Source organism: Arthrobacter sp. Ms25 (genome assembly GCF_059090365.1).
The window spans coordinates 371,889-390,421 of the sequence record NZ_JBNHFP010000001.1 but is presented as its reverse complement, the minus strand read 5'-3'; the positions used below and the strand labels follow the sequence as shown (position 1 = coordinate 390,421).

Sequence of the window (18,533 nt, the reverse complement as noted above, 5' to 3'; positions counted from 1 at the left end):
GGAGGCGGAGAGCTAGACCGCAGTATCCGGCCGTTCCTCGCCGAAACGCTCCAGTGCGGCCTTCCGGCGGATGCGGTCGATCCGGTTCATCACCGGTGCCGCCGTGATTCCGTGCAGCACGATGGAGGAGGCCACCACCAGGCCGACCAGTCCCCAGAGCTGCTCGGCACCCTCGAAGTGTCCCTTCCCCAGTGCGTACCCGAGGTAATACAGCGAGCCGATGCCACGCACGCCGAAGAAGGCGATAGCCCGGCGTTCGCGGGGGCCGGGCCGCCCGCCCAGCAGGCCCAGCCAACCCGCGAGCGGACGCACCACGAGCAGGAACGCCGCGGCCACCGCCGCTTCCCGCCAGCCGATCCCGGCCAGCAGCCCGCGGGCAATGGCACCGCCGAGCAGGAGCAGCAGCACCACGGTGAACAGCCGTTCCAGCTGCTCCACGTAGCTGTGCAGCACCCGGTGGTAGCCGTGCGTCCGTTCGGCAGCCCGGATGGTGACGGCGCAGACGAAGACGGCGACAAAACCGTAGCCGTCCAGCATCTCGGTAATGCCGTAGGCCAGGAAGGTAGCGGCCAGGGCCACGAAGCCCTCCGAGTGGTTGGACAGCCGGATGTTCTCCAACCGGGCGGAGAAGAACAGCCGGCTCAGCAGCTTGCCGACCAGGAAGCCCAGGAGGACGCCCATCCCGACCCGCCAGAGAACGTCCACAGCAATCCAGTGCGGGAACCAGTCCGAGGGCGCCGTCCCCACCAGGCTCATGGCGATGGCGAGGTACACGAAGGGGAAGGCCAGGCCGTCATTCAGGCCCGCTTCGGAGGTCAGCCCGAAGCGGACCTCGTCCTCGGCTTCGCCCTCCGAGTCCTCGTCCTCGTCGTCGGCCGGTTCGCCGACCTGTACCTCCGAGGCCAGGACCGGATCGGTCGGAGCCAGCGCCGCGGCCAGGAGGACGGCTGCCGCCAGGCCGATACCGAGGACCCACAGGTTCAGCAGGGTCAGGCCCAGCAGGCTCAGCGGCATGGCGATGCCCAGCATCCGCCAGGTGGTGGACCACCGCCGCCACCCGACCGGCCGGTCCAGTGCCAGGCCGGCGCCCATGAGGGAAATGATCACGCACACTTCGGTCAGGTGCGTGGTGAATTCTCCGTAGCGCACCGGATCCGGGTCCGGCAGGTCCTTAAGGAGGCTGAATGCCAGGATGCCCGCGCCGAGGAAGACCATCGGCATCGACACCGGAACATCGCGGAGCAGCTTGGGCAGCACGGCGGCAAGGAAGACTGCGAGGCCGGCGGCGAAGAACACGAGGCTGGGTCCGTCAAACACGCCCCGACATTACCGGCGCATCGGGCGCCTCGACAGGTGGCGCGCCGAACTGGCGGCCCCGGCCGCTACGCCTCGCGGATTTCCACCTGCCCGGGCCGGGCGCCGCCGGCACCGAAGACGAGCCACCGGGTGGCGATTTTCTCGGTGAAGAACCGGTCGTGGCTGACCACGATGACGGCGCCGGGGAAATGCAGCAGGGCGCGTTCCATCACCTGGGTGCTGGACATGTCCAGGTGGTTGGTGGGCTCGTCCAGCAGCAGCACGGGCGCACCGGAGAGCAGGCACTGGGCCATGGCAACGCGGGCCCGCTGGCCGCCGGAGAGGTTCCCGATCTTGGAGGTCAGGTCCGCCTCGGAGAACTGGAACATGGTCAGGAAGCGGTTGACGGACTTTTTCGTCGCGCTGAAGGCGAGGGATCCGGGCAGTGCGTTCACCGCGTGGGTGACGGTGTCGGCGTCGTCGAGCTCGGCGAGCATCTGGTTGTAGGAGACCATGGCCGGCCCCTTGGGCCAGGCGACGTCGCCGGCGTCGGGCTGTTCCTCGCCGGTGAGCACCCGCAGCAGTGTGGTCTTGCCGCTGCCGTTGGTTCCCGTGACGGCGATCCGGTCGCCCTTGTTCACCTCGAAGCTGAGGTCCTCAAAGAGCAGTTTCTCGCCGTAGGACTTGGACACGCCGCGCACGCGCCCCAGGACGTCCTTGACGTGCAGGCCGTCGTAGATGCCGGTGATGATTTCATCCACCGGCCGCGGCGCGCGGGATTTCTTGATGCGGGCCAGCTGGGTGCTGAGCCGCCCGCCGGCCTTGGCGGCCTCACGGCGGTCCGCGATGCCTTCGGCTTCAAAGGCCAGCAGTTCCGCCTCATGCACGAACTGGGCCTGGAGGTTCTTCAGCCGGAACTGCTTCTGCACCACGTACTCGGCAAAGTTGCCCGGGTATTCGTGCAGGTGGAAGTTCTCCACCTCGACGATGCGGGTGACGACGGCGTCCAGGAACTTCCGGTCGTGCGAGACGATGATGGCCGCTCCCCGGAAGTCGCGGAACCAGCCCTCGAGCCATTCGACGCCGGCCACGTCCAGGTAGTTGGTGGGCTCGTCCAGCAGGAGCACGTCGGGCTGCTCCAGCAGGATCTTGGCCAGGGCCGCACGGTTGCGCCAGCCGCCCGACAGTGCGTCGATGGGGCAGATGCGGTGCGCGTCGGTGAAACCGAGGGTGGTGAGCACGGTGTCGATGCGGCGGGGATAGTCCCAGCCGTCGAGACGGTCCATGGTTTCGAACAGCTCGGACTGGCGGCGGATCAGCCGGTCCATTTCCTTGTCTGCGGGATCGGAAGCAAGGGCTTCGTCGATTCCGGCCAGCTCGGCTTCGACGTCCTTGATCCCGGTGAAGACGGCATCCAGGACCTCGGCAATGCTGGCCTGTCCGTCCAGTTCGGAAAACTGTGAGAAGTAGCCGATCTTCACGCCCGGCTCCACGGTGACCGTGCCTGAATCCGGCTGGACCTGGTCCAGGATCAGCTTCAGGATGGTGGACTTGCCGGAGCCGTTCCGCCCGATAAGCCCGATGCGGTCCTTGGGGTCCAGCCGCAGGAATGCTTCACGCAGGACCTGCTTGTTCTCGAAGGACGTATCGACGTCCTGTAGCCGGATCAGGCTCATGGTGTCCTCTCAAAGGGGTTGGTTTTCCTCGCCCCGCGGGACAACGACCATTCATCCTACCGCCGGGGACCCGGGCCCGCCGACGCGGGGTACCCCGGGAAATCCGGGACCCGCAGCGGACGGCTGTGCCGCTAGCCGCACAGGGTGTAGGTGCCCTCGGGGCGGCGGTTGCGGTACGTGGAGGTATCGACGTAGCTTCCCAGGTTCCGCGGCCGGGTGGCTGCGCGGCGGCCCGTGGAAACGTAGCTTCCGGTGGGACGGGGGGCTCCCTGCGGACGGTCATAGCTGGTGGTGTAGGCACCCAGGCGGCGGGGCCGGGCGGCCGGGGCAGCCGCAGTGCGGCCGTCGGGTGCGGTGCATTCAGCCGGGCGAGTGGGTCGGTTCATCAGGGCGGTCATGGTGTCTCCTCAGTTGACGCTTGGGGTGAGACTCGGGCCACCACGGCGACGGGTTTTGGGCAGCGTTGAGCCCGGTAGGTGTCGTCGTTGAATAGTGCCCGCCGTGGTTAATGGCGGTAATGCGCGTTCTAGCCGGCGGAGGTTTCCGCCTGCTGTGCGCAGGTGCTGCAGATACCGCTGAAGGTTACTTCGGCGGCCAGGACGGTAAAGCCGGAGTCGTCGGCGGGGGTCAGGCACGGTGCCTGTCCGATCACGCAGTCGACGTCCCTAATGGCTCCGCAGCGGATGCAGACCAGATGGTGGTGGTTGTCCCCCACCCTGGACTCATACAGTGCCGGTGATCCCGCAGGTTCAATCCGCCGGGCCAGTCCGGCTTCAGTGAAGGCGGACAGGATGCCGTAGACGGCCTGGGCGGAAATACCCGGCAGCTCCGTCCGGACGCAGGCCAGGACACGTTCCGCACTGGAGTGCGGTGCCTGCTGCAGCGTCGCCAGGACGGCAACGCGCTGTGACGTGGATTTCAGCCCCGCTGACCGGATGTGTCCGGCCAGGGTTTGTGCTGTGTCCGCCGCTTCCTGCATACGAAAAACCCTATCAGTTGTTTTGAATCGCTCAAGACAACGGAGGGCCATTTGCGCTGTGATTCCGGACGCTGTGAGCGGGGCCGCAGCGGCGAACGCCGACGTCGCCCCCGCACCGCCGCGCGAACGCTGCCTCGGATGGGGGACGATGAGAAGGGACATACGACATCGCTGAAGGAGAAGGACCATGGGCACGATGAAAGAGCAACTGCAGGCCGACATGAAGACGCACATGAAATCGGGGAACCGGACCGCCCTGACCACCGTGCGCAACGTACTGGGTGAAATCACCACCCGGGAAAAATCGGGCAAGACGCCGGTGGAGCTCGACGACGTCCAGGTCGTGGCGCTGCTGCAGAAGGAAGCCGCCAAACGCCGCGACACCGCGCGGATCTACAGCGAGGCCGGGGAAGCCGACCGTGCTGCGGCTGAGACGGCCGAGGCGGAGGTCATCGAAACCTACCTGCCCGCTCCCCTCTCCCGGGCCGACGTCGAAACGATCGTGGACGAGGTTATCGCGGAACTGCGCGCCAACGGAGAAGAACCCACCATGCGCCAGATGGGGCTGGTGATGAAGCCGGTCACCGCCAAGGTGGCAGGCCGTTTCGACGGCAAGGAAGTAAGCGGGATTGTCCGGTCCCGCCTGGGCTGACCGAAGCGTGATGCTCCGCTGTTACTCTGGTCACTGAACGCTCATTCGGCAACGTATCGGAGGTACAGGTGCCTGCAACCGGCACGGGCCAGCGGCTGCTGGATTCCGCCACGGAAGCCTTCGCGGCCAAGGGGTTCCACGGCACCACCACCCGGGACATCGCTACGGCCGCGGGTGTCACGCCTGGCGCGGTCTATGTGCATCACCGCTCAAAGGAAGAGCTGCTGTACAGCATTTCCCGGGTGGGACACGAACGCACCCTGGAGCTGGTGCGCAGCGGGGTGTCCTCGAGTACGGACCCGGTAGAGCAGATCCGGACCATGGTGCGCGATTTCGCCGCGTGGCAGGCAGCCAACCGCACCAAGTCCAGCGTGGTGAATTTCGAGCTCGCTGCCCTGACGGAAGAGCACCGGGCCGAGGTCCTGGAAATCCGGCGGTCCGTGGATGCGGAGTTCCGCGCCGTCGTGGACCGCGGGCGCCGGGAGGGGGCGTTCGACGTCGAGGACACGGGCCTGACCGTCCTGGCCCTGCTGTCCCTGTGCGTGGACGTGGCCCGCTGGTACCGCGGTCAGGGCCGGCTGAGTGCAGCGGACATCGGTGAACACCACAGCCGACTGGCGCTGCGGATGCTGGGTGCGGCGTCATCTTGACCGCCCCATAGTCCGGGAGACTGTTGTCCGCTCCGGCGTGCGCGGCATACTGGAAGCCTGGTCCCCGGAAAGGGAGGTTCGGCATGACGGAACCCGTGACGCTGGTCTCCGGGATCGGCATGGGCGAATCGGCCCGCTGGCATGCAGGCGAATTCTGGTTCGCGGACTGGATGGCCGGGACCATCTCGGCGCTGGATCCGGCCGGAAACGTACGGCGGGTAACGGCGGTCCCCTCGTTTCCCATCAGCTTCGACTGGCTGCCGGACGGCCGGATGGCCGTAGTCTCCGGAACGGACGGAACGGTCTTGGTGGAGGTACCGCATGCCGGACTGGTCCCGCATGCGGACCTGGCTGGACTGTCGGACCACCCCTGGAACGAGATCGCCGTGCATCCTTCCGGGAACATCTACGTCAACGGCCTGGGCCGGGACTATTCGGATGCCCCGCAGGCCTCCGGGCTGATTGCGCTCATCCGGCCGGATGGTTCGGTGGAACGCGTCGCGGACGGCCTCGCGTTCCCCAACGGCATGCTGGTGTCCGACGACGGCGGGACGTTGGTGGTAGCCGAATCCAACGCCGGCTGCCTGACGTCCTTCACCGTCCTCGCCGACGGGAGTCTTGCCCGCGCCGGGGAATGGGCCGGAGTTTCGGGCAGCGCACCGGACGGCATCTGTTGGGACGGCACCGGAGGGATCTGGTTCGCGGAGGTTCCCGGCGAACGCTGCGTCCGGGTCCGTGCCGGCGGAGCGGTGGTGGAGACCGTGATGCTTAAGCAGGGGTGCTTCTCCTGCGCCACCGGGGGCGGCGACGGCGGCCTGCTGTTCATGATGACCGCCCGGTGGCCGGAGGCCATGGATCCCGCAGCCCCGGCCACCGGCGAGGTGCTCGGGCTGCGGGTCCGCTGACGGGCGCCGGCCTGGGCCGGCCTTCCCGGATCGGGCCTAGGCGAACGCCGACAGGCCGGTGATGTGCCGGCCCAGGATCAGTGACTGCATGGTGTCAGTGCCCTCGTAGGTGAACACCACCTCCATGTCGGTCAGGTGCCGGGCCACGTGGTTTTCCAGCAGCAGGCCGTTGCCGCCCATGATGTCGCGCGCCTCGGAGCAGACCCAGCGGCCCTGCCGGGCGGCGAACATCTTGGCCATGGAGGCCATGGGCCCGGTCATCTTGCCCTGGTCGCCGAGCTCGTTGAGGCGGAAACACGTCAGCTTGATTGCGGTGACCTGGGCCAGCATGTTGGCCAGCTTGTTCTGCACCAGCTGGAACCCGGCAATGGGCCGGCCGAACTGCACCCGGTCCTTGGCATAGGCCACGGCAATCTCGTAGGCAGCCACGGCGTGCCCCAGGGCTTCCCACGCGACTCCCCCGCGGGTGGCGGCCAGCACCTTGTTGACGTCCTTGAAGGAGTTGCAGTTCTCCAGCCGGTTCCCTGCGGGAATGCGCAGGTCCTCGATGACGATGTTCGGCTGCAGCACCGCGCGTTTGCCCATCTTTCCGGTGATCACGTCCGCGTGGTAGCCGGCCGGGTGGTTGCCGTCGGCGTCCTTCTCCATGACGAACGCCTTGACCGCACCGTCGGCCTCGTCGCGGGCATAAATGATCACGATGTCTGCGAAGCTGGCGTTGCCGATCCAGCGCTTGTTGCCGTTCAGGACGTAAAAGTCGCCGTCGCGGCGGGCGGTGGTTTCCAGCGATACGGAGTCGGACCCGTGCAGGGGCTCCGTCAGGGCAAACGCCCCGATCTTCTCGAACCTTGCCATGGCGGGCAGCCAGCGCTGTTTCTGTTCCTCGCTGCCGAGCATGTCGATGCTGCCCATGGCCAGGCCGGAGTGGACGCCGAAGAACGTGTTGATCGAGCCGTCGCCCCGGGCGAGCTCCGCGGCGGCGGTGGAGGCGGCCATCCGGCTCATCCCCGGGCAGCCGTACCCCTTGATGGTGCCGCCGGCAATGTTCAGTGCGGCCAGCTTGGGCACCAGCTCGTACGGGACCTCTGCCCGCTCCCAGTAGTCGTTGATGACCGGCAGCAGATCGTTGTCAACGAACGCCCGGACGCGGTCCCGTACGTCGCGGGCCTCGTCGTCCAGGAGCTCGTCGAGGAGGTACAGGTCGGCATCGATGCCGTCCAATGCCGTGGGATCGAAGGCGGGACGCGCGGACTGGGTAACGGTCATGGGGCTCCTGACGCAGCGGCTACTAACTAATCGTTCAGTTAGTATGACTTGCGTCTCACCCCGGGTCAAGGGTCAGGTGCGGCCTCCGTCGGGGCCCCGGAACGGGCGGGAGGCCGGCCGCCGTCGGGCCGCAAAGCGACGGCCGACGGCGGCCGCGACAGGGCACGGAAGTCCCTGTCGCTTGGGAACATCCTTAGTGGATGACCGTGCCTTCGGGCAGCTCGTTGGTGGGCCGGCGCACGAAGAACGACGCCGCCAGCGCGACAAGGGAGACCACTGCGCCCCAGAAGAACGCCGTGTGCACACCCGACGCGGCTGCAGAGACCGCAGACGCGCCGTCTGCCAGGGCCGACGTCGTACCGGTGGTCATCAGCGTGATGAAGACAGCCGTGCCGGCGGCACCGGCAAGCTGCTGCAGCGTGTTGATGATGGCGCTGCCGTGGGAGTACAGGGACTTGTCCAGCGAACCCAGCGCGGAGGTGAAGAGCGGGGTGAAGATGAAGCCCAGGCCCACGTTCAGCAGGCAGTGCAGGCCGATAACGAGGCCGACCGGGCTGTCCTCGGACAGCAGGGTCATCCCCCACAGCGCTGCGCTGAGCACCACTGCACCGGGAACCACCAGCGGGCGGGGACCCACCCGGTCAAACAGGCGGCCGACAATCGGTGAGATGATCGCCTGGATCACACCGCCGGGCAGCAGCAGGAGACCGGTGTGGAGCGTGTCCAGACCGAGGACGTTCTGCAGGTACAGCGGCAGGATGATCAGGCAGCCGAACAACGCCATCATGGACACCAGGACCATGATGATGGCCACCACGAAGGGCCTGCTGGTGAAGGTGCGCAGGTCCATCAGCGCCCGGTCGGAGCGCTGGAGCACCAGCTGGCGCAGGATGAATCCGGCCATGGCCAGCGCACCGACAGTGAGCGGGATCCACAGCGGCATCAGTTCCTTGCCCTGGGCCGCTTCGCCGATGCTGCTGAGGCCGAAGATCAGCCCGCCGAAGGCAAAGGTGGAGAGCACAATGGAAAACGCGTCCAGCGGCACGCGCTTGGTCTCGGTCAGGTTCTGCACCTTCATTGCGCCCAGGCCCAGCGACAGCAGGGCGATGGGAAGGACGAGCCAGAACATCCAGCGCCAGTCCAGCGCGTTGAGGATGATGCCGGAGACCGTGGGGCCGATGGCCGGAGCGACTGCGATGACGATGGAAATGGTGCCCATCATCTGGCCGCGCCGGTGCGCCGGAACGGCATTCAGCACGGTGGTCATGAGCAGCGGCAGCATGATGGCCGTACCGCCGGCCTGGATGATGCGGCCGCCCAGCAGGGTGCCGAAACCCGGCGCCAGCGCGGCCAGCAGGGTTCCCGCGCTGAACAGGGACATAGCCGTCAGGAACAGGCCGCGCATGGTGAAGCGCTGCAGCAGGAAGCCGGTGGCGGGAATGACCACGGCCATGGTGAGCATGAAGCCGGTGGTGAGCCACTGGGCGGTGCCGGCAGTGATCTCGAGGTCGGCCATGAGCCGGGGCAGCGCCACGCTCATGATCGTTTCGTTCAGGATGACCACGAAGGAGGACACGAGCAGCAGGCCGATGACGGTCTTGGTCCGGGGATCGAGCTTGTCCTGGGGGGCCGTCGCGGCGCGCGGGGAGGACCCGGCGGAGACAGGTGGTGCGGAGGGGTCGGTACTCAAGGAGGAAAAATCCTATTCATGGTGCGTGGGTGCGCCGCAGCGGATACGCAGGGGCGCGGGGACGGACGGCACTTCAACGGGCCCGGCCTGCCATCCTACGTGGTTGAAGGATCAAGTGTTCCCGATATTCGCCCACCGCAGAAAGCCGCCGAACGTCAGAACCCGGTGACCAGCAGTCCAAACCCCAGCACGAAAAGCACCACCATCGCGCACCCGCCCGCGATGGCGGCGGCAGCAGAGAGAACCAGCACCACCCAGCTGCGCCGGAACCGGCCTCGGATCCAGTCGAAGAAAAGCGGGGCGGACACCAGCAGCATGACCGCCGACGCCAGGATCAGGGCCAGCAGCACCACCGCCTGGACGGTTTCGGGAAAGATCCAGAGCTGCAGCACGACGACGGCGACGGCCAGCACGGCGGCCGCGGCGGACTGCACCAGCCAGGCGACACCGAGATGCGGCCAGGATTCCACGTTCTTGCCCATGTCGAGGAAGTCTAGTGCCGTTCCGGTCGGTCCATGGTGACGGTGCGCAGATCCAGGCGGCGCAGCACCCGGTCCACGGCCTCCGGATCCATGCCGCGCTGCCGGCGGGCATCGAGGACTTCCCGCCGCGCCGCGTCCAGGGCCTCGCGCTGGACCGCGTCCATGATCTCCAGGGTCGCCTTCCGGTCCAGCATCTTCTGCGATTCGTCCTCTTCGTCACTCTCCAGCATGGAGTGCAGGGAGGCCATCCGCTTGGCCAGTGCCGCCCGGCGGTCCGGCGGCAGCTGCGCGATGGCAGCCGACCGCTTCATCGTCTCCACGGCCACCCGCTCGGCCCGGAGCGCGAGTTCGCGTTCCATCCGGTCCGCTTCTTTCGAGTCGTTGGGCAGCTTCAGGACGCGCATCAGCCACGGAAGGGTCAATCCGGGGATCACCAGGGTGACCACCAACACAGCGCAGGCGCAGGCCACCACGAAGTTGCGTCCCGGCAGCGGCTCCCCCGCCAGCGTGGTGCCCGGCAGGGCCAGGGCAAGGGCAAGGGTCGCCAGTCCGCGCATGCCGCACCAGGACAGGACAAGGACCTCCTTCAGCGAACCCGGCACATGGTTCTTTTCCGTGCCTCCCATCCGGTAGATAGCCATCATCCAGAGGAACCGGACCAGCAGCACCGCGGCACAGACGGCCAGGATGCCGGGGATGAACGTCAGCAGCTGCGCACCCTCGTCCTCGATGATGTAGCGCATCTCGATGCCCACCAGGCCGAACGCGGCTCCCGTGGTCAGCAGCTCCACCACGTCCCAGAAGGCCGTGCGGGTCAGGCGTTCCTCGGAGTCCTGCGGGCGGGCACGCCGGCCCAGCTCCAGGGCGGTAACGACGACGGCGACGACCCCGGAGAAGTGCACCTCTTCGGCAAGCAGATACACCGCGAAGGGGGCAACAAGCGTGGATGCCGAGCGCGCCACCAGGTTCGGTACGAACCGGTTGACGCTGCCCACCACCCAGGCCATGGCCAGGCCCAGCAGCACCGCGCCGGCAGCTGCGATGAGGAAGTCCGGCACCACGTCCCACCCCACGTGTCCCCCGCTGGTACTCGCCGCCACGGCTGCCTGGAAAATGACAATGGCGATGGCGTCGTTGAACAGGCCCTCGGTCTGCAGGACGGTGATGAGCCGCCGGGGCATCCGGACCTTCCCGGCGACAGCTTCCACGGCCACCGGATCGGGCGGGGCAACAATGGCTCCCAGGGCAATGGCGGCGGGCAGGCCAAGGGCCGGCACCATGGCCCAGGAAACACCGGCCACCACAGCCACAGTGACGGCCACCAAAGCCACGGCCAGCAGCACCAGTGAGCGCCAGCGCAGCCGGAAGACGGACCAGGAGCTGCGCTGCGCCGCGGCGAACAGCAGCGGCGGCAGGAACAGGGGAAGGATCAGCTCCGGGTTGATGTGCACTTCCGGGATGATCGGCAGGAACGCGATCAGGGCGGAGAAAACGAGCATCAGCACGGGATACGGCAACCGGATGCGTTCACCCACACCGGCGGCCAGTACGGTCCCGAACAGCAGTAAGACGAGGAGTATCAGGAAATCCACGGCCTCAACCGTCCGCGCAAAGCTTGCCGGGGACCGATTGTGCCGGGTATTCCATGTCCGCACCTACTTCTTCGATTCGTAAGTATTTCGTTAATTATTGCATTGAGTGCATCGAGGGCCGGAGATTTCTGCTCCCCCCGGCGCGGCACGTCCCGCCTGCCCGAGGTGGCCGGGGACACTTTCCTGGGTGGCTGAAATCATGGGAAAGCGAACGCCGCTGAAGCTTCGCGCCGCACCCGAAAACCGGTAAAATCGAACGGAAATCTTTTCATGCGTCCCTGGAATCCGCTCCGGCGGCCGTCAGCGATAAAGCGCAGAACCTTGGTGAACCGAGTTGAAGCCAGCCTCCTCCCACCTTGCAGCATTGATCCCTTCTGACCTCCGGAAGGAGGCGCTGCTCCCATGACTGCCATTTACGGCCGGGTCACGGAAGTCCGAGGTTCCGCCTCGGCGGCTGCTGATCTTCCTGCTGCTCCGGCACACGGATATCCGGACCGGCAGGAGGCTGCGGCGGCAACCGGCGCCGTCATCACCTGGGATCCCGACGATCTGCCCGGAGCCCTGGAACGGCTCATGGCCGCGCATCCGGAGAAGTTTTCCGGCCCGGATGCGTTGCCCGCCCGCCCGGTGCCGTTCCGGATGCATGTCCGGGACGCAGACATTCCGCCGCCGATCCTGCTGCACCCACAGCCGGACCAGGCGCTGGCCGGCTACGTACGGGAACAGACCCGGGGGGTGCCGCTGAGTGCCGGTAACCGGAACTATAAGGACCGGTACGCCAAGTTCGAGGTGGTTGTTGCCCTGACCCGGCTGCGGGTCCTGTCCGGACTGCGCAGCCCGGAGGAACTGCGCGCCATATCGGCCGAACTCGACCTGCCCTGGCTCCGGACCGTGCTGACTTTCCACCATGAGACACCCGCGCATGCCGTCCTTCGCATGAACTCGTCCGAGGTGGCGCGGGCGCTCCGGGAAACGAGCACCGCTGCCGCGGCAGCCACGGAGCCGGACGGATTGGCCGCCCAAACGGTTGCGGTGGTGCGGCGGTTGGAACAGCTTTTCCCCGGCGACCGCGGGATCCTGCTTGCCGTCTGCATGAACCTCATCGAGTTGGAACCCGGACAGGCCATGGTTACCCCTGCCGGCTGTCTCCATACGTATCTGTCCGGGCAGGCCATGGTGGTCATGAGCATTTCGGAAAATGCCCTGAAGGCGGGGCTGACCAAGGGATACGTGGACGTTGCCGAGCTGCAGCAGATACTGGCGGCCGGGCAACCCGGCCCGGCGCCTTTGCCGGTTGTGCGCGTGGACGAGTTCCAGGAAAGCATTCCGCTGTGGAGCGAGGATCTGGGCCTGCGCCGGGTTGTGGTCGACGACGCGGCCGCGTCTGTCCCCCTGGAACGTTTCACCGTGGTGCTTGCCGCCCTGGGTGATGCCCGGATCACGGTAGGTGATGTGAGCACCAATCTCGAGCAGGGCGCCAGCATGCTCTACCTTGGCGAGCCGACCGTGGCAACGGTCCAGGGGTCCGCCCAGCTCTTCATCGCATCGAGGAGCTGACCGCCCGTCGCCTCCCGGCATCGGTAGTGGCGGCTATGACCGCCACTGCGGCCAGCACCCCGATGGTTATGTCCACGGCCCGGTCCACCGCCAGCTCCAGCACCGGTTGGCTGGCCATGAAGCCTGTCATCAGCAGCGCCACCGGTGTCAGGAACACCATGGCAAGGCCGTAGTGGCGCACCACGTAAATCTCTCCGCCCAACTGCAGCAGGGCCAGCAGCACCGCGAGCTGGACCGGGGACCACGCAATCTGGAGAAGCGCCGCCGAGACCAGCACACCGGCGTAGGTGCCCAGGACAAAGTGGACGGCACGCACCATCGCCTTTGCAGCATCCGCGGCGGCGATGGGGGCGCAGGCTCCAAGCATTGCCCAGTAACCGTGTCCGAGCCCCAGTCCCGCCGACACGGAGCCGGCGGCGGCGACTGCCAGCACGTACCGGCCGGAGTGGCGCAGGATCCTCCCCCACGACGGCGGCACATAGGGCGGCAGGCCCCGCGGCGTATGCAGCCGGGCATGGAACCGCCCGGCGAACCCCAGTGCGACGGCCAACAGCGCACTGCCCAGCACGGTCAGCGCCGCTTCCCACAGATGTCCCTGGAAGGGAGCCGCAGCCGTGCTGGTAAACGCAAAGATATAGGTAAAAGGGCCGGCCGGCCGGACCCTGAAGTAGCCGGCGGCCATGGCAGTCACGCCGGCCACCGCTGTTCCCGCGGCGACAACCGTCCAGGGTTGCGCGGCGGAGAGTGACAGGAAGACCCCGGCCACCACCGTCAGCACCATCAGGAATCCCGACATCGACTGGTGCTGCAGCCTCCGCCAGTGCACCTCCGCGCGGCCGAAGACCCCGGTCAACGAGCCGAAGACGGCACACATGGTCAGGTCGGTGCGTCCAAGCAGGATCAGGACCAGCAGCGGCACGAACACGCCCAGCGCCACCCGAACGGCAGGTACCCGGTGGCCGCGCCCGGAGGGAACGGTGAGGAAAGTACGGACAACGTGCTGCACAGGTGAAACAGACCTCTCACTGCGGCGGTAGAACCAAATGGCCGCAGTTCCAGCCTAGAACGCATGTACGACGGCGCCCCGCAGCTTTCCGTGTGACCGTCCTCCCACCGAAGGGTTGCACCTGGACAGCTACATGCGGGCCTTCGTCCGGGCAGTGGCCTTCGCGGACCACGGATCTTCGGGCCACGGGTGCTTGGGGTACCGCCCGCGCATTTCCGCCCGGACCTGCGCGTAGGTGCCGGACCAGAAAGACGCCAGGTCATCGGTAACAGCCAGGGGCCGGCCGGCCGGCGACAATAGATGGAACAGCACCGGCACCCTGCCATCCACCAGCCGGGGCGTTTCCGCCCAGCCAAAGCACTCCTGGAGCTTGACCGCAACCACGGGCCGGCCGCCGTCGTCGTCCGCCGGCGGGTAGTCAATGCGGACCCGGGAGCCGCTGGGCACCTCGAGCCGCTCCGGGGCAAGACTGCCCAGCCGGGATGCCTCCGGCCAGGGCAGCAGCCGCCGCAGCGGATCGGTGAGGTCGATACTTCCGGCGGAGGCCCCGCGGGCCAGTGCGTCCAGTTCAGGACCGAGCCACTCCGAGAGCCTGCCCAGCAGGGCCGTCTCACTGACATCCGGCCACGGTTCCCCCAGTTCCCTGTGGAGCAGGGCCAGGCGGCGGCGCAGGGCATCGGCTGCTGCGGAGAAGCCGATCAGTTCCAGGCCCTGAGCCGTCAGGGCGCGGGCGACGGCGGCACGCGCCTCCTCGTCGGAGGGACGCACCGGGGTGGAGCCAAGCAGGATGGCGCCCAGCCGGCGTTCCCGTCTGGCGGACACCCGGCCGGAGGCGAACTCCGCCTCCACGGTGTTTGTCAGGAGATGTTCGGCGGCAGCCTCCGCCGTCGCCAGGCCCAGCGGTGCTGCGGCGCGGATTACGGCACCGGTGCCGGCGGCATCGCGGCCCTCCGCCCGGGTGACTTCGGCAACGGCCAGCCAGTCCGCTCCGGTCAGCGGGCTGCCCGACGGCAGTCCGGCTCGGGTTCCCGAGGCGAGCAGATAACGCTCGGGGCCGGATCCGGGAACCCGCCGTGCAATGCGGTCCGGGAACGCCAGGGCAATGACATACCCGAGGGCGTCCGTTTCCGGAACCTTCGGGGACGAAGGCCGTACCGCCTCCCGGCGGGCCAGCTGCTCGAGCCGCCTGGCGTCGGAGGACCAGCGGCGCTCCCTCGGATCGCGTCCGTTCCGCAGTCCGGTGAGCTGCCGGGCAAGGTCCGCACCCGGGGCGCGGGTGTCGCCCGAGAGGACGGCAACCACCTCGGCTGCGGTCCGGGCGCCCACTGCCCCTGCGCCGTCCAGGAGGGCCCGGGCCAACCGCGGGTCCGCGGGGACGCGCGCAAGCGTCTTGCCCCGCGCCGTCGCCAGTCCTTTGCCGTCCACGGCGCCGAGCCCGCGCAGTACCTCGACGGCCGCCGCCATGGCCGCCGGCGGCGGCGCATCCGGCAGGGACAGCCCCTCCCCGGCCGGAGCACCCCAGCAGGCCAGCACCAACGCTGCCGAGGTGAGGTCGGCCACGGCTATTTCCGGCGTCTGGTGTGCCGGGGCGGCGCCGTATGCCCTGTCGTCGTAGCAGCGCACCACCGTCCCCGGTCCCTGGCGGGCGGCGCGGCCCGCCCGCTGTTCCGCGGAGGCACGGGAACACGAGACGGTGACCAGTCCGGACATTCCCCGCATGGCGTCCCGGCGGGGTTCGCGGGCCAGCCCTGAGTCGATCACCAGCCGAACACCGGGGACCGTCAGAGAGGATTCGGCCAGCGACGTGGACACAATGATCCGGGAGGGCTCGCCCGGGGCGCGGCCGGAAACTGCCCGGTCCTGCTCCGCCGGGCCGATCTGCCCGTGCAGCTCCAGTACTTCCGTTCCGGCCGGAATCCGCGAACGCAGCCGGGCTGCAACGGCGGACACCTCGCGCGCGCCGGGAACAAACACCAGGGCATCTATGTCCGGGTCGGCTGCAACGGCACGCGACTGTGCTGCCAGGGCCGTGTCCGCGACATGGTCCAGGAATCCCCGGGTCACACCGCGATCGTCGAACCGCGGCACCGGCGGGGGTGCCCACACGGTTGTCAACGAATGAAGCGCTGACGGGCAGCCGATCACGGGAGCCGGCCCGCCGCGGTCGGGCCCTCCGATCAGCTCGGCGAATCGCGGTGCGTCCAGGGTGGCGGACATCGCCACCAGGACCAGGTCTTCGCGCAGCTGGCGGACTTCGGTCAGCATGCCCAGCAGCAGGTCTGTTTCCAATCCGCGTTCGTGGACCTCGTCCAGAATGACTGCGGATGTTCCTTCCAGTCCCGGGTCCGCCAGGAGGCGGCGGAGCAGGATGCCCGGGGTCACGAATTCCACCAGGGTCCGGTCACCGGTGCGGCTCTCACCCCGGACCGTGTAGCCGATCCGTTCCCCAAGGGCGGTGCCGTCCAGCGCTGCCAGCCTGCGGGCAGCCGAGCGGACGGCCACGCGGCGCGGCTGGGTGACCACCACCCGCGGAGGCGTTCCTCCTGCGGCGAGGACGTTTGCCACGAGCGGCGGGACCAAGGTGGTCTTTCCGGTTCCCGGCGGGGCCTGCACGACGGCGGTGCCGCCGCCTGCCGTACCACCCCTCGCCGAACCGCCGCCTGCTGGACCGCCGAGAACCGCGGCAAGGTGCGGTACCGACTCGGCAAAAACCAAACCGTTACCGATGCTTGCGATGTCGAAGGGCGGGTCGGTCGGGTGCGTGGAGGACGGAGAAGTCACCTCTCCATTCTGCCTTGGCCGGGACGCGGTAAAATGTTAAGAGTCTCGTCACCGCCCCTGCCCTTCCACGTCCTTGGAGGTAGCAGTTGCCCTTTTCCAAAGGCCAGGTTCTGGTCCATCCCCATCATGGTCCCGCCGTCGTCAGCTCGTTCCAAACACATCCCCGCATGCAGAAGGACTGCATTGTCCTGGAAGTCCAGTCCTCCCACCTGATGGTCTGGGTGCCCGTGGACCAGGTGGACCACGTCGGCCTCCGTCCGGTCCTGGACCGCACCGGGCTCGACACGTTATTTGGCATCCTTCGCGCACCCGCCGACGAAGAGGACCCACAGTGGTCCCGCCGCTACAAAGACAACACCGAGAAGCTGGCCACCGGCGACCCGATGGTGATTGCCGCCGTGGTCCGCAACCTCATGCTGCGCGAGGTGGACCGCGGTCTCTCGCAGGCGGAACGCGAAATGCTCCGGCATGCCCGGCGGCCGCTGCTGACGGAGATCTCCCTGTCGCTCGGGCTCTCTGAAGGGGAGGCCGGGGAGAAACTGGACGCCGTGTGGCGTCCGTCCACCGCCGTCGCCTAGGCGTCGGGTCCGTTACCGAACGGCATGTCCTGCGGGACGTGCCGTTTCCTGCTGCCCGGCACGCATGGGTGTGAGCGACATCACTACCGGCGCTGCCCCCGTTCCGCATACCTTCGGGTTTACTTGAAGCGTCAAGTGTCTGGAGACACGAACCGTTACCCCAAGGAGGTGTGCTGCGTATGAACGACGGCACTCTGGAGTCCATCCCCGCCATCGATGCCGCAGCCCTCGGCCTCCTCTTCCGTGACGCACGCACGGTCTCGGAATTCACTACGGATACTGTCACGGACGAGCAACTTCAATCCATCTACGACTTGACCAAGATGGGCCCGACGGCGATGAACATCCAGCCGCTGCGGATCACCTGGGTGCGTTCTGCCGCGGCTCGGCAACGGCTGGTGCAGCACATGGCAGAAGGCAACAAGGCCAAGACTGCTGCGGCGCCAATGGTTGCAGTCCTGAGCTTCGACCGCACGTGGCCTCAGCACTTCCCCACTGTTTTCCCGCCGGCTCCGCAGCACGGTGCAGTCTTCGCCGCCAACCCGGAACTGAGCGCCGTGATGGGCAATGACAATGCGCATCTGCAGGCCGGATACTTCCTCCTGGCAGTACGTGCACTGGGCATGGCCGCGGGACCGATGGGCGGTTTCGACGCCGCGGGGCTGGACGCCGACCTGCATGCAGGCCGAAACCTGCAGTCCTTCCTCGTCGTCAACATCGGCGTTCCTGCCGACGAGCCGCGCCACCCGCGGCTGCCTCGGCTGGATTACGCGACGGCGACCACGGAACTCTAGGCTCCCCCACAGAGCAGGTGGTGCCAGCTGTCGGCGAGCACCTCGAGGGCGTGCTCCCGGTTCGGTTCGAACTTCCGGCGCGTCCACAGGGTTGCGACGTAATCCAGCTGCGTGAAGGCAAGCGTTCCGCGGATATGGCGGGTCTCTTCGGTGTAGCGTCCGGCCAGCTGCATTCCGGTCACGATGTCGGAGATGACCTCCTCGTGCCATGCATCCATGATTTTACGGATTTCAGGATCTGCGACCGCCGCTTCGTCCAGGACATCAAGATAAGGCCGGAACACCGGCCACAGAGCGGCCCTTGATTCAAGCCAGGCCAGGATCCCGGACAACTCGCCGTCACGGACCACATCAATGAGGTCCGCGGCAGTGGACGTGCTGTCCGGCCCGGTAGCACGCTCCAGGACCGCGTTGACGCGGCCCATGAAGTCCTTCATGAGATCGGTACGCGACGGGTAGTAGGCGTAGAACGTCACGCGGGTAGTCCCGGCGGCTCCGGCAATTTCGTCGATAGTTGTTGCCGCGTATCCCTTGGTCGTAAAAAGCTCCAGGGCGCAGTCGACAATGCGGTCCCTCGTCAGTTGTTTCTGGGCTTCACGGAGCGAGGACATGGCTCCACCCTAACAGCG

The 18,533-nt window shown here is 67.5% G+C and carries 17 protein-coding genes; 6 read left to right on the top strand and 11 right to left on the bottom strand.

Going from position 1 to position 18,533, the window contains the following annotated elements; all coding sequences use genetic code 11:
• Positions 1–12: 12 nt before the first annotated feature.
• From AC5RT8_RS01855 to AC5RT8_RS01840, 4 genes are all read right to left on the bottom strand, one after another.
• Positions 13–1,317 (bottom strand): cation:proton antiporter, encoded by a 1,305-nt coding sequence (locus AC5RT8_RS01855; RefSeq protein WP_494093999.1) that lies wholly within the window; start codon positions 1,315–1,317, stop codon positions 13–15.
• A 65-nt stretch (positions 1,318–1,382) separates the two neighbouring features.
• Positions 1,383–2,972: an ABC-F family ATP-binding cassette domain-containing protein gene (locus AC5RT8_RS01850; RefSeq protein ID WP_494093998.1), complete on the bottom strand. Its 1,590-nt coding sequence runs from the start codon at positions 2,970–2,972 to the stop codon at positions 1,383–1,385.
• A gap of 131 nt (positions 2,973–3,103) precedes the next feature.
• Positions 3,104–3,370, bottom strand: coding sequence for a hypothetical protein (locus AC5RT8_RS01845; protein WP_494093997.1), 267 nt, complete (start codon positions 3,368–3,370; stop codon positions 3,104–3,106).
• Positions 3,371–3,498: 128 nt separating this feature from the next.
• The gene (locus AC5RT8_RS01840) at positions 3,499–3,951 is read right to left on the bottom strand and encodes a Fur family transcriptional regulator (protein ID WP_494093996.1); all 453 of its coding nucleotides are present in this window, start codon (positions 3,949–3,951) and stop codon (positions 3,499–3,501) included.
• 187 nt (positions 3,952–4,138) lie between these two features.
• Between AC5RT8_RS01840 and AC5RT8_RS01835 the strand changes: the two genes are divergently transcribed.
• The 3 genes from AC5RT8_RS01835 to AC5RT8_RS01825 all read left to right on the top strand — a co-directional run bounded on the left by AC5RT8_RS01835 (position 4,139) and on the right by AC5RT8_RS01825 (position 6,158).
• On the top strand, positions 4,139–4,603 hold the full coding sequence (locus AC5RT8_RS01835; protein WP_494093995.1) for a GatB/YqeY domain-containing protein: 465 nt from the start codon (positions 4,139–4,141) through the stop codon (positions 4,601–4,603).
• 68 nt (positions 4,604–4,671) lie between these two features.
• Positions 4,672–5,253 (top strand): TetR/AcrR family transcriptional regulator, encoded by a 582-nt coding sequence (locus tag AC5RT8_RS01830; RefSeq protein ID WP_494093994.1) that lies wholly within the window; start codon positions 4,672–4,674, stop codon positions 5,251–5,253.
• An 83-nt stretch (positions 5,254–5,336) separates the two neighbouring features.
• Positions 5,337–6,158 carry an SMP-30/gluconolactonase/LRE family protein gene (locus AC5RT8_RS01825; RefSeq protein ID WP_494093993.1) on the top strand — a complete coding sequence of 274 codons (822 nt, stop codon included), beginning with the start codon at positions 5,337–5,339 and terminating at the stop codon, positions 6,156–6,158.
• Positions 6,159–6,194: 36 nt separating this feature from the next.
• On the opposite strand, the gene AC5RT8_RS01820 is transcribed toward AC5RT8_RS01825, so the two are convergent.
• The 4 genes from AC5RT8_RS01820 to AC5RT8_RS01805 form a co-directional block, all read right to left on the bottom strand.
• Complete coding sequence (locus AC5RT8_RS01820) at positions 6,195–7,424, bottom strand: acyl-CoA dehydrogenase family protein (RefSeq protein WP_494093992.1); 1,230 nt, start codon at positions 7,422–7,424, stop codon at positions 6,195–6,197.
• 193 nt (positions 7,425–7,617) lie between these two features.
• A complete protein-coding gene (locus AC5RT8_RS01815) occupies positions 7,618–9,114 on the bottom strand; it encodes an MDR family MFS transporter (RefSeq protein ID WP_494093991.1) in 1,497 nt (498 codons plus the stop codon).
• A gap of 155 nt (positions 9,115–9,269) precedes the next feature.
• Positions 9,270–9,596, bottom strand: a complete 327-nt coding sequence (locus tag AC5RT8_RS01810) for a hypothetical protein (RefSeq protein WP_494093990.1) — start codon at positions 9,594–9,596, stop codon at positions 9,270–9,272.
• An 11-nt stretch (positions 9,597–9,607) separates the two neighbouring features.
• Positions 9,608–11,188, bottom strand: a complete 1,581-nt coding sequence (locus tag AC5RT8_RS01805) for a Na+/H+ antiporter (RefSeq protein WP_494093989.1) — start codon at positions 11,186–11,188, stop codon at positions 9,608–9,610.
• A gap of 402 nt (positions 11,189–11,590) precedes the next feature.
• Between AC5RT8_RS01805 and AC5RT8_RS01800 the strand changes: the two genes are divergently transcribed.
• Positions 11,591–12,745, top strand: a complete 1,155-nt coding sequence (locus AC5RT8_RS01800) for a cupin domain-containing protein (protein WP_494093988.1) — start codon at positions 11,591–11,593, stop codon at positions 12,743–12,745.
• Here AC5RT8_RS01800 and AC5RT8_RS01795 read toward each other — a convergent pair.
• Positions 12,726–13,751 carry an FUSC family protein gene (locus tag AC5RT8_RS01795; RefSeq protein ID WP_494093987.1) on the bottom strand — a complete coding sequence of 342 codons (1,026 nt, stop codon included), beginning with the start codon at positions 13,749–13,751 and terminating at the stop codon, positions 12,726–12,728. The genes AC5RT8_RS01800 and AC5RT8_RS01795 overlap by 20 nt on opposite strands.
• Before the next feature lie 129 nt (positions 13,752–13,880).
• Positions 13,881–16,532 (bottom strand): ATP-dependent helicase HrpB, encoded by a 2,652-nt coding sequence (hrpB, locus tag AC5RT8_RS01790; RefSeq protein ID WP_494093986.1) that lies wholly within the window; start codon positions 16,530–16,532, stop codon positions 13,881–13,883.
• Positions 16,533–16,618: 86 nt separating this feature from the next.
• Between hrpB and AC5RT8_RS01785 the strand changes: the two genes are divergently transcribed.
• Both AC5RT8_RS01785 and AC5RT8_RS01780 read left to right on the top strand, forming a co-directional pair.
• Complete coding sequence (locus tag AC5RT8_RS01785; RefSeq protein WP_494093985.1) at positions 16,619–17,110, top strand: CarD family transcriptional regulator; 492 nt, start codon at positions 16,619–16,621, stop codon at positions 17,108–17,110.
• A gap of 179 nt (positions 17,111–17,289) precedes the next feature.
• Positions 17,290–17,904 (top strand): malonic semialdehyde reductase, encoded by a 615-nt coding sequence (locus AC5RT8_RS01780; protein WP_494093984.1) that lies wholly within the window; start codon positions 17,290–17,292, stop codon positions 17,902–17,904.
• Here the strand turns inward: AC5RT8_RS01780 and AC5RT8_RS01775 are convergent.
• Positions 17,901–18,515 (bottom strand): TetR/AcrR family transcriptional regulator, encoded by a 615-nt coding sequence (locus AC5RT8_RS01775; RefSeq protein ID WP_494093983.1) that lies wholly within the window; start codon positions 18,513–18,515, stop codon positions 17,901–17,903. The genes AC5RT8_RS01780 and AC5RT8_RS01775 overlap by 4 nt on opposite strands.
• Positions 18,516–18,533: the final 18 nt, after the last annotated feature.

Bases quoted from the DNA above. Each gene is read 5' to 3' on its own strand.
- AC5RT8_RS01850 (WP_494093998.1), bottom strand. From the start codon at position 2,972: ATGAGCCTGATCCGGCTACAGGACGTCGATACGTCCTTCGAGAACAAG.
- AC5RT8_RS01845 (WP_494093997.1), bottom strand. From the start codon at position 3,370: ATGACCGCCCTGATGAACCGACCCACTCGCCCGGCTGAATGCACCGCA.
- AC5RT8_RS01840 (WP_494093996.1), bottom strand. From the start codon at position 3,951: ATGCAGGAAGCGGCGGACACAGCACAAACCCTGGCCGGACACATCCGG.
- AC5RT8_RS01835 (WP_494093995.1), top strand. From the start codon at position 4,139: ATGGGCACGATGAAAGAGCAACTGCAGGCCGACATGAAGACGCACATG.
- AC5RT8_RS01825 (WP_494093993.1), top strand. From the start codon at position 5,337: ATGACGGAACCCGTGACGCTGGTCTCCGGGATCGGCATGGGCGAATCG.
- AC5RT8_RS01820 (WP_494093992.1), bottom strand. From the start codon at position 7,424: ATGACCGTTACCCAGTCCGCGCGTCCCGCCTTCGATCCCACGGCATTG.
- AC5RT8_RS01810 (WP_494093990.1), bottom strand. From the start codon at position 9,596: ATGGGCAAGAACGTGGAATCCTGGCCGCATCTCGGTGTCGCCTGGCTG.
- AC5RT8_RS01800 (WP_494093988.1), top strand. From the start codon at position 11,591: ATGACTGCCATTTACGGCCGGGTCACGGAAGTCCGAGGTTCCGCCTCG.
- AC5RT8_RS01780 (WP_494093984.1), top strand. From the start codon at position 17,290: ATGAACGACGGCACTCTGGAGTCCATCCCCGCCATCGATGCCGCAGCC.
- AC5RT8_RS01775 (WP_494093983.1), bottom strand. From the start codon at position 18,515: ATGTCCTCGCTCCGTGAAGCCCAGAAACAACTGACGAGGGACCGCATT.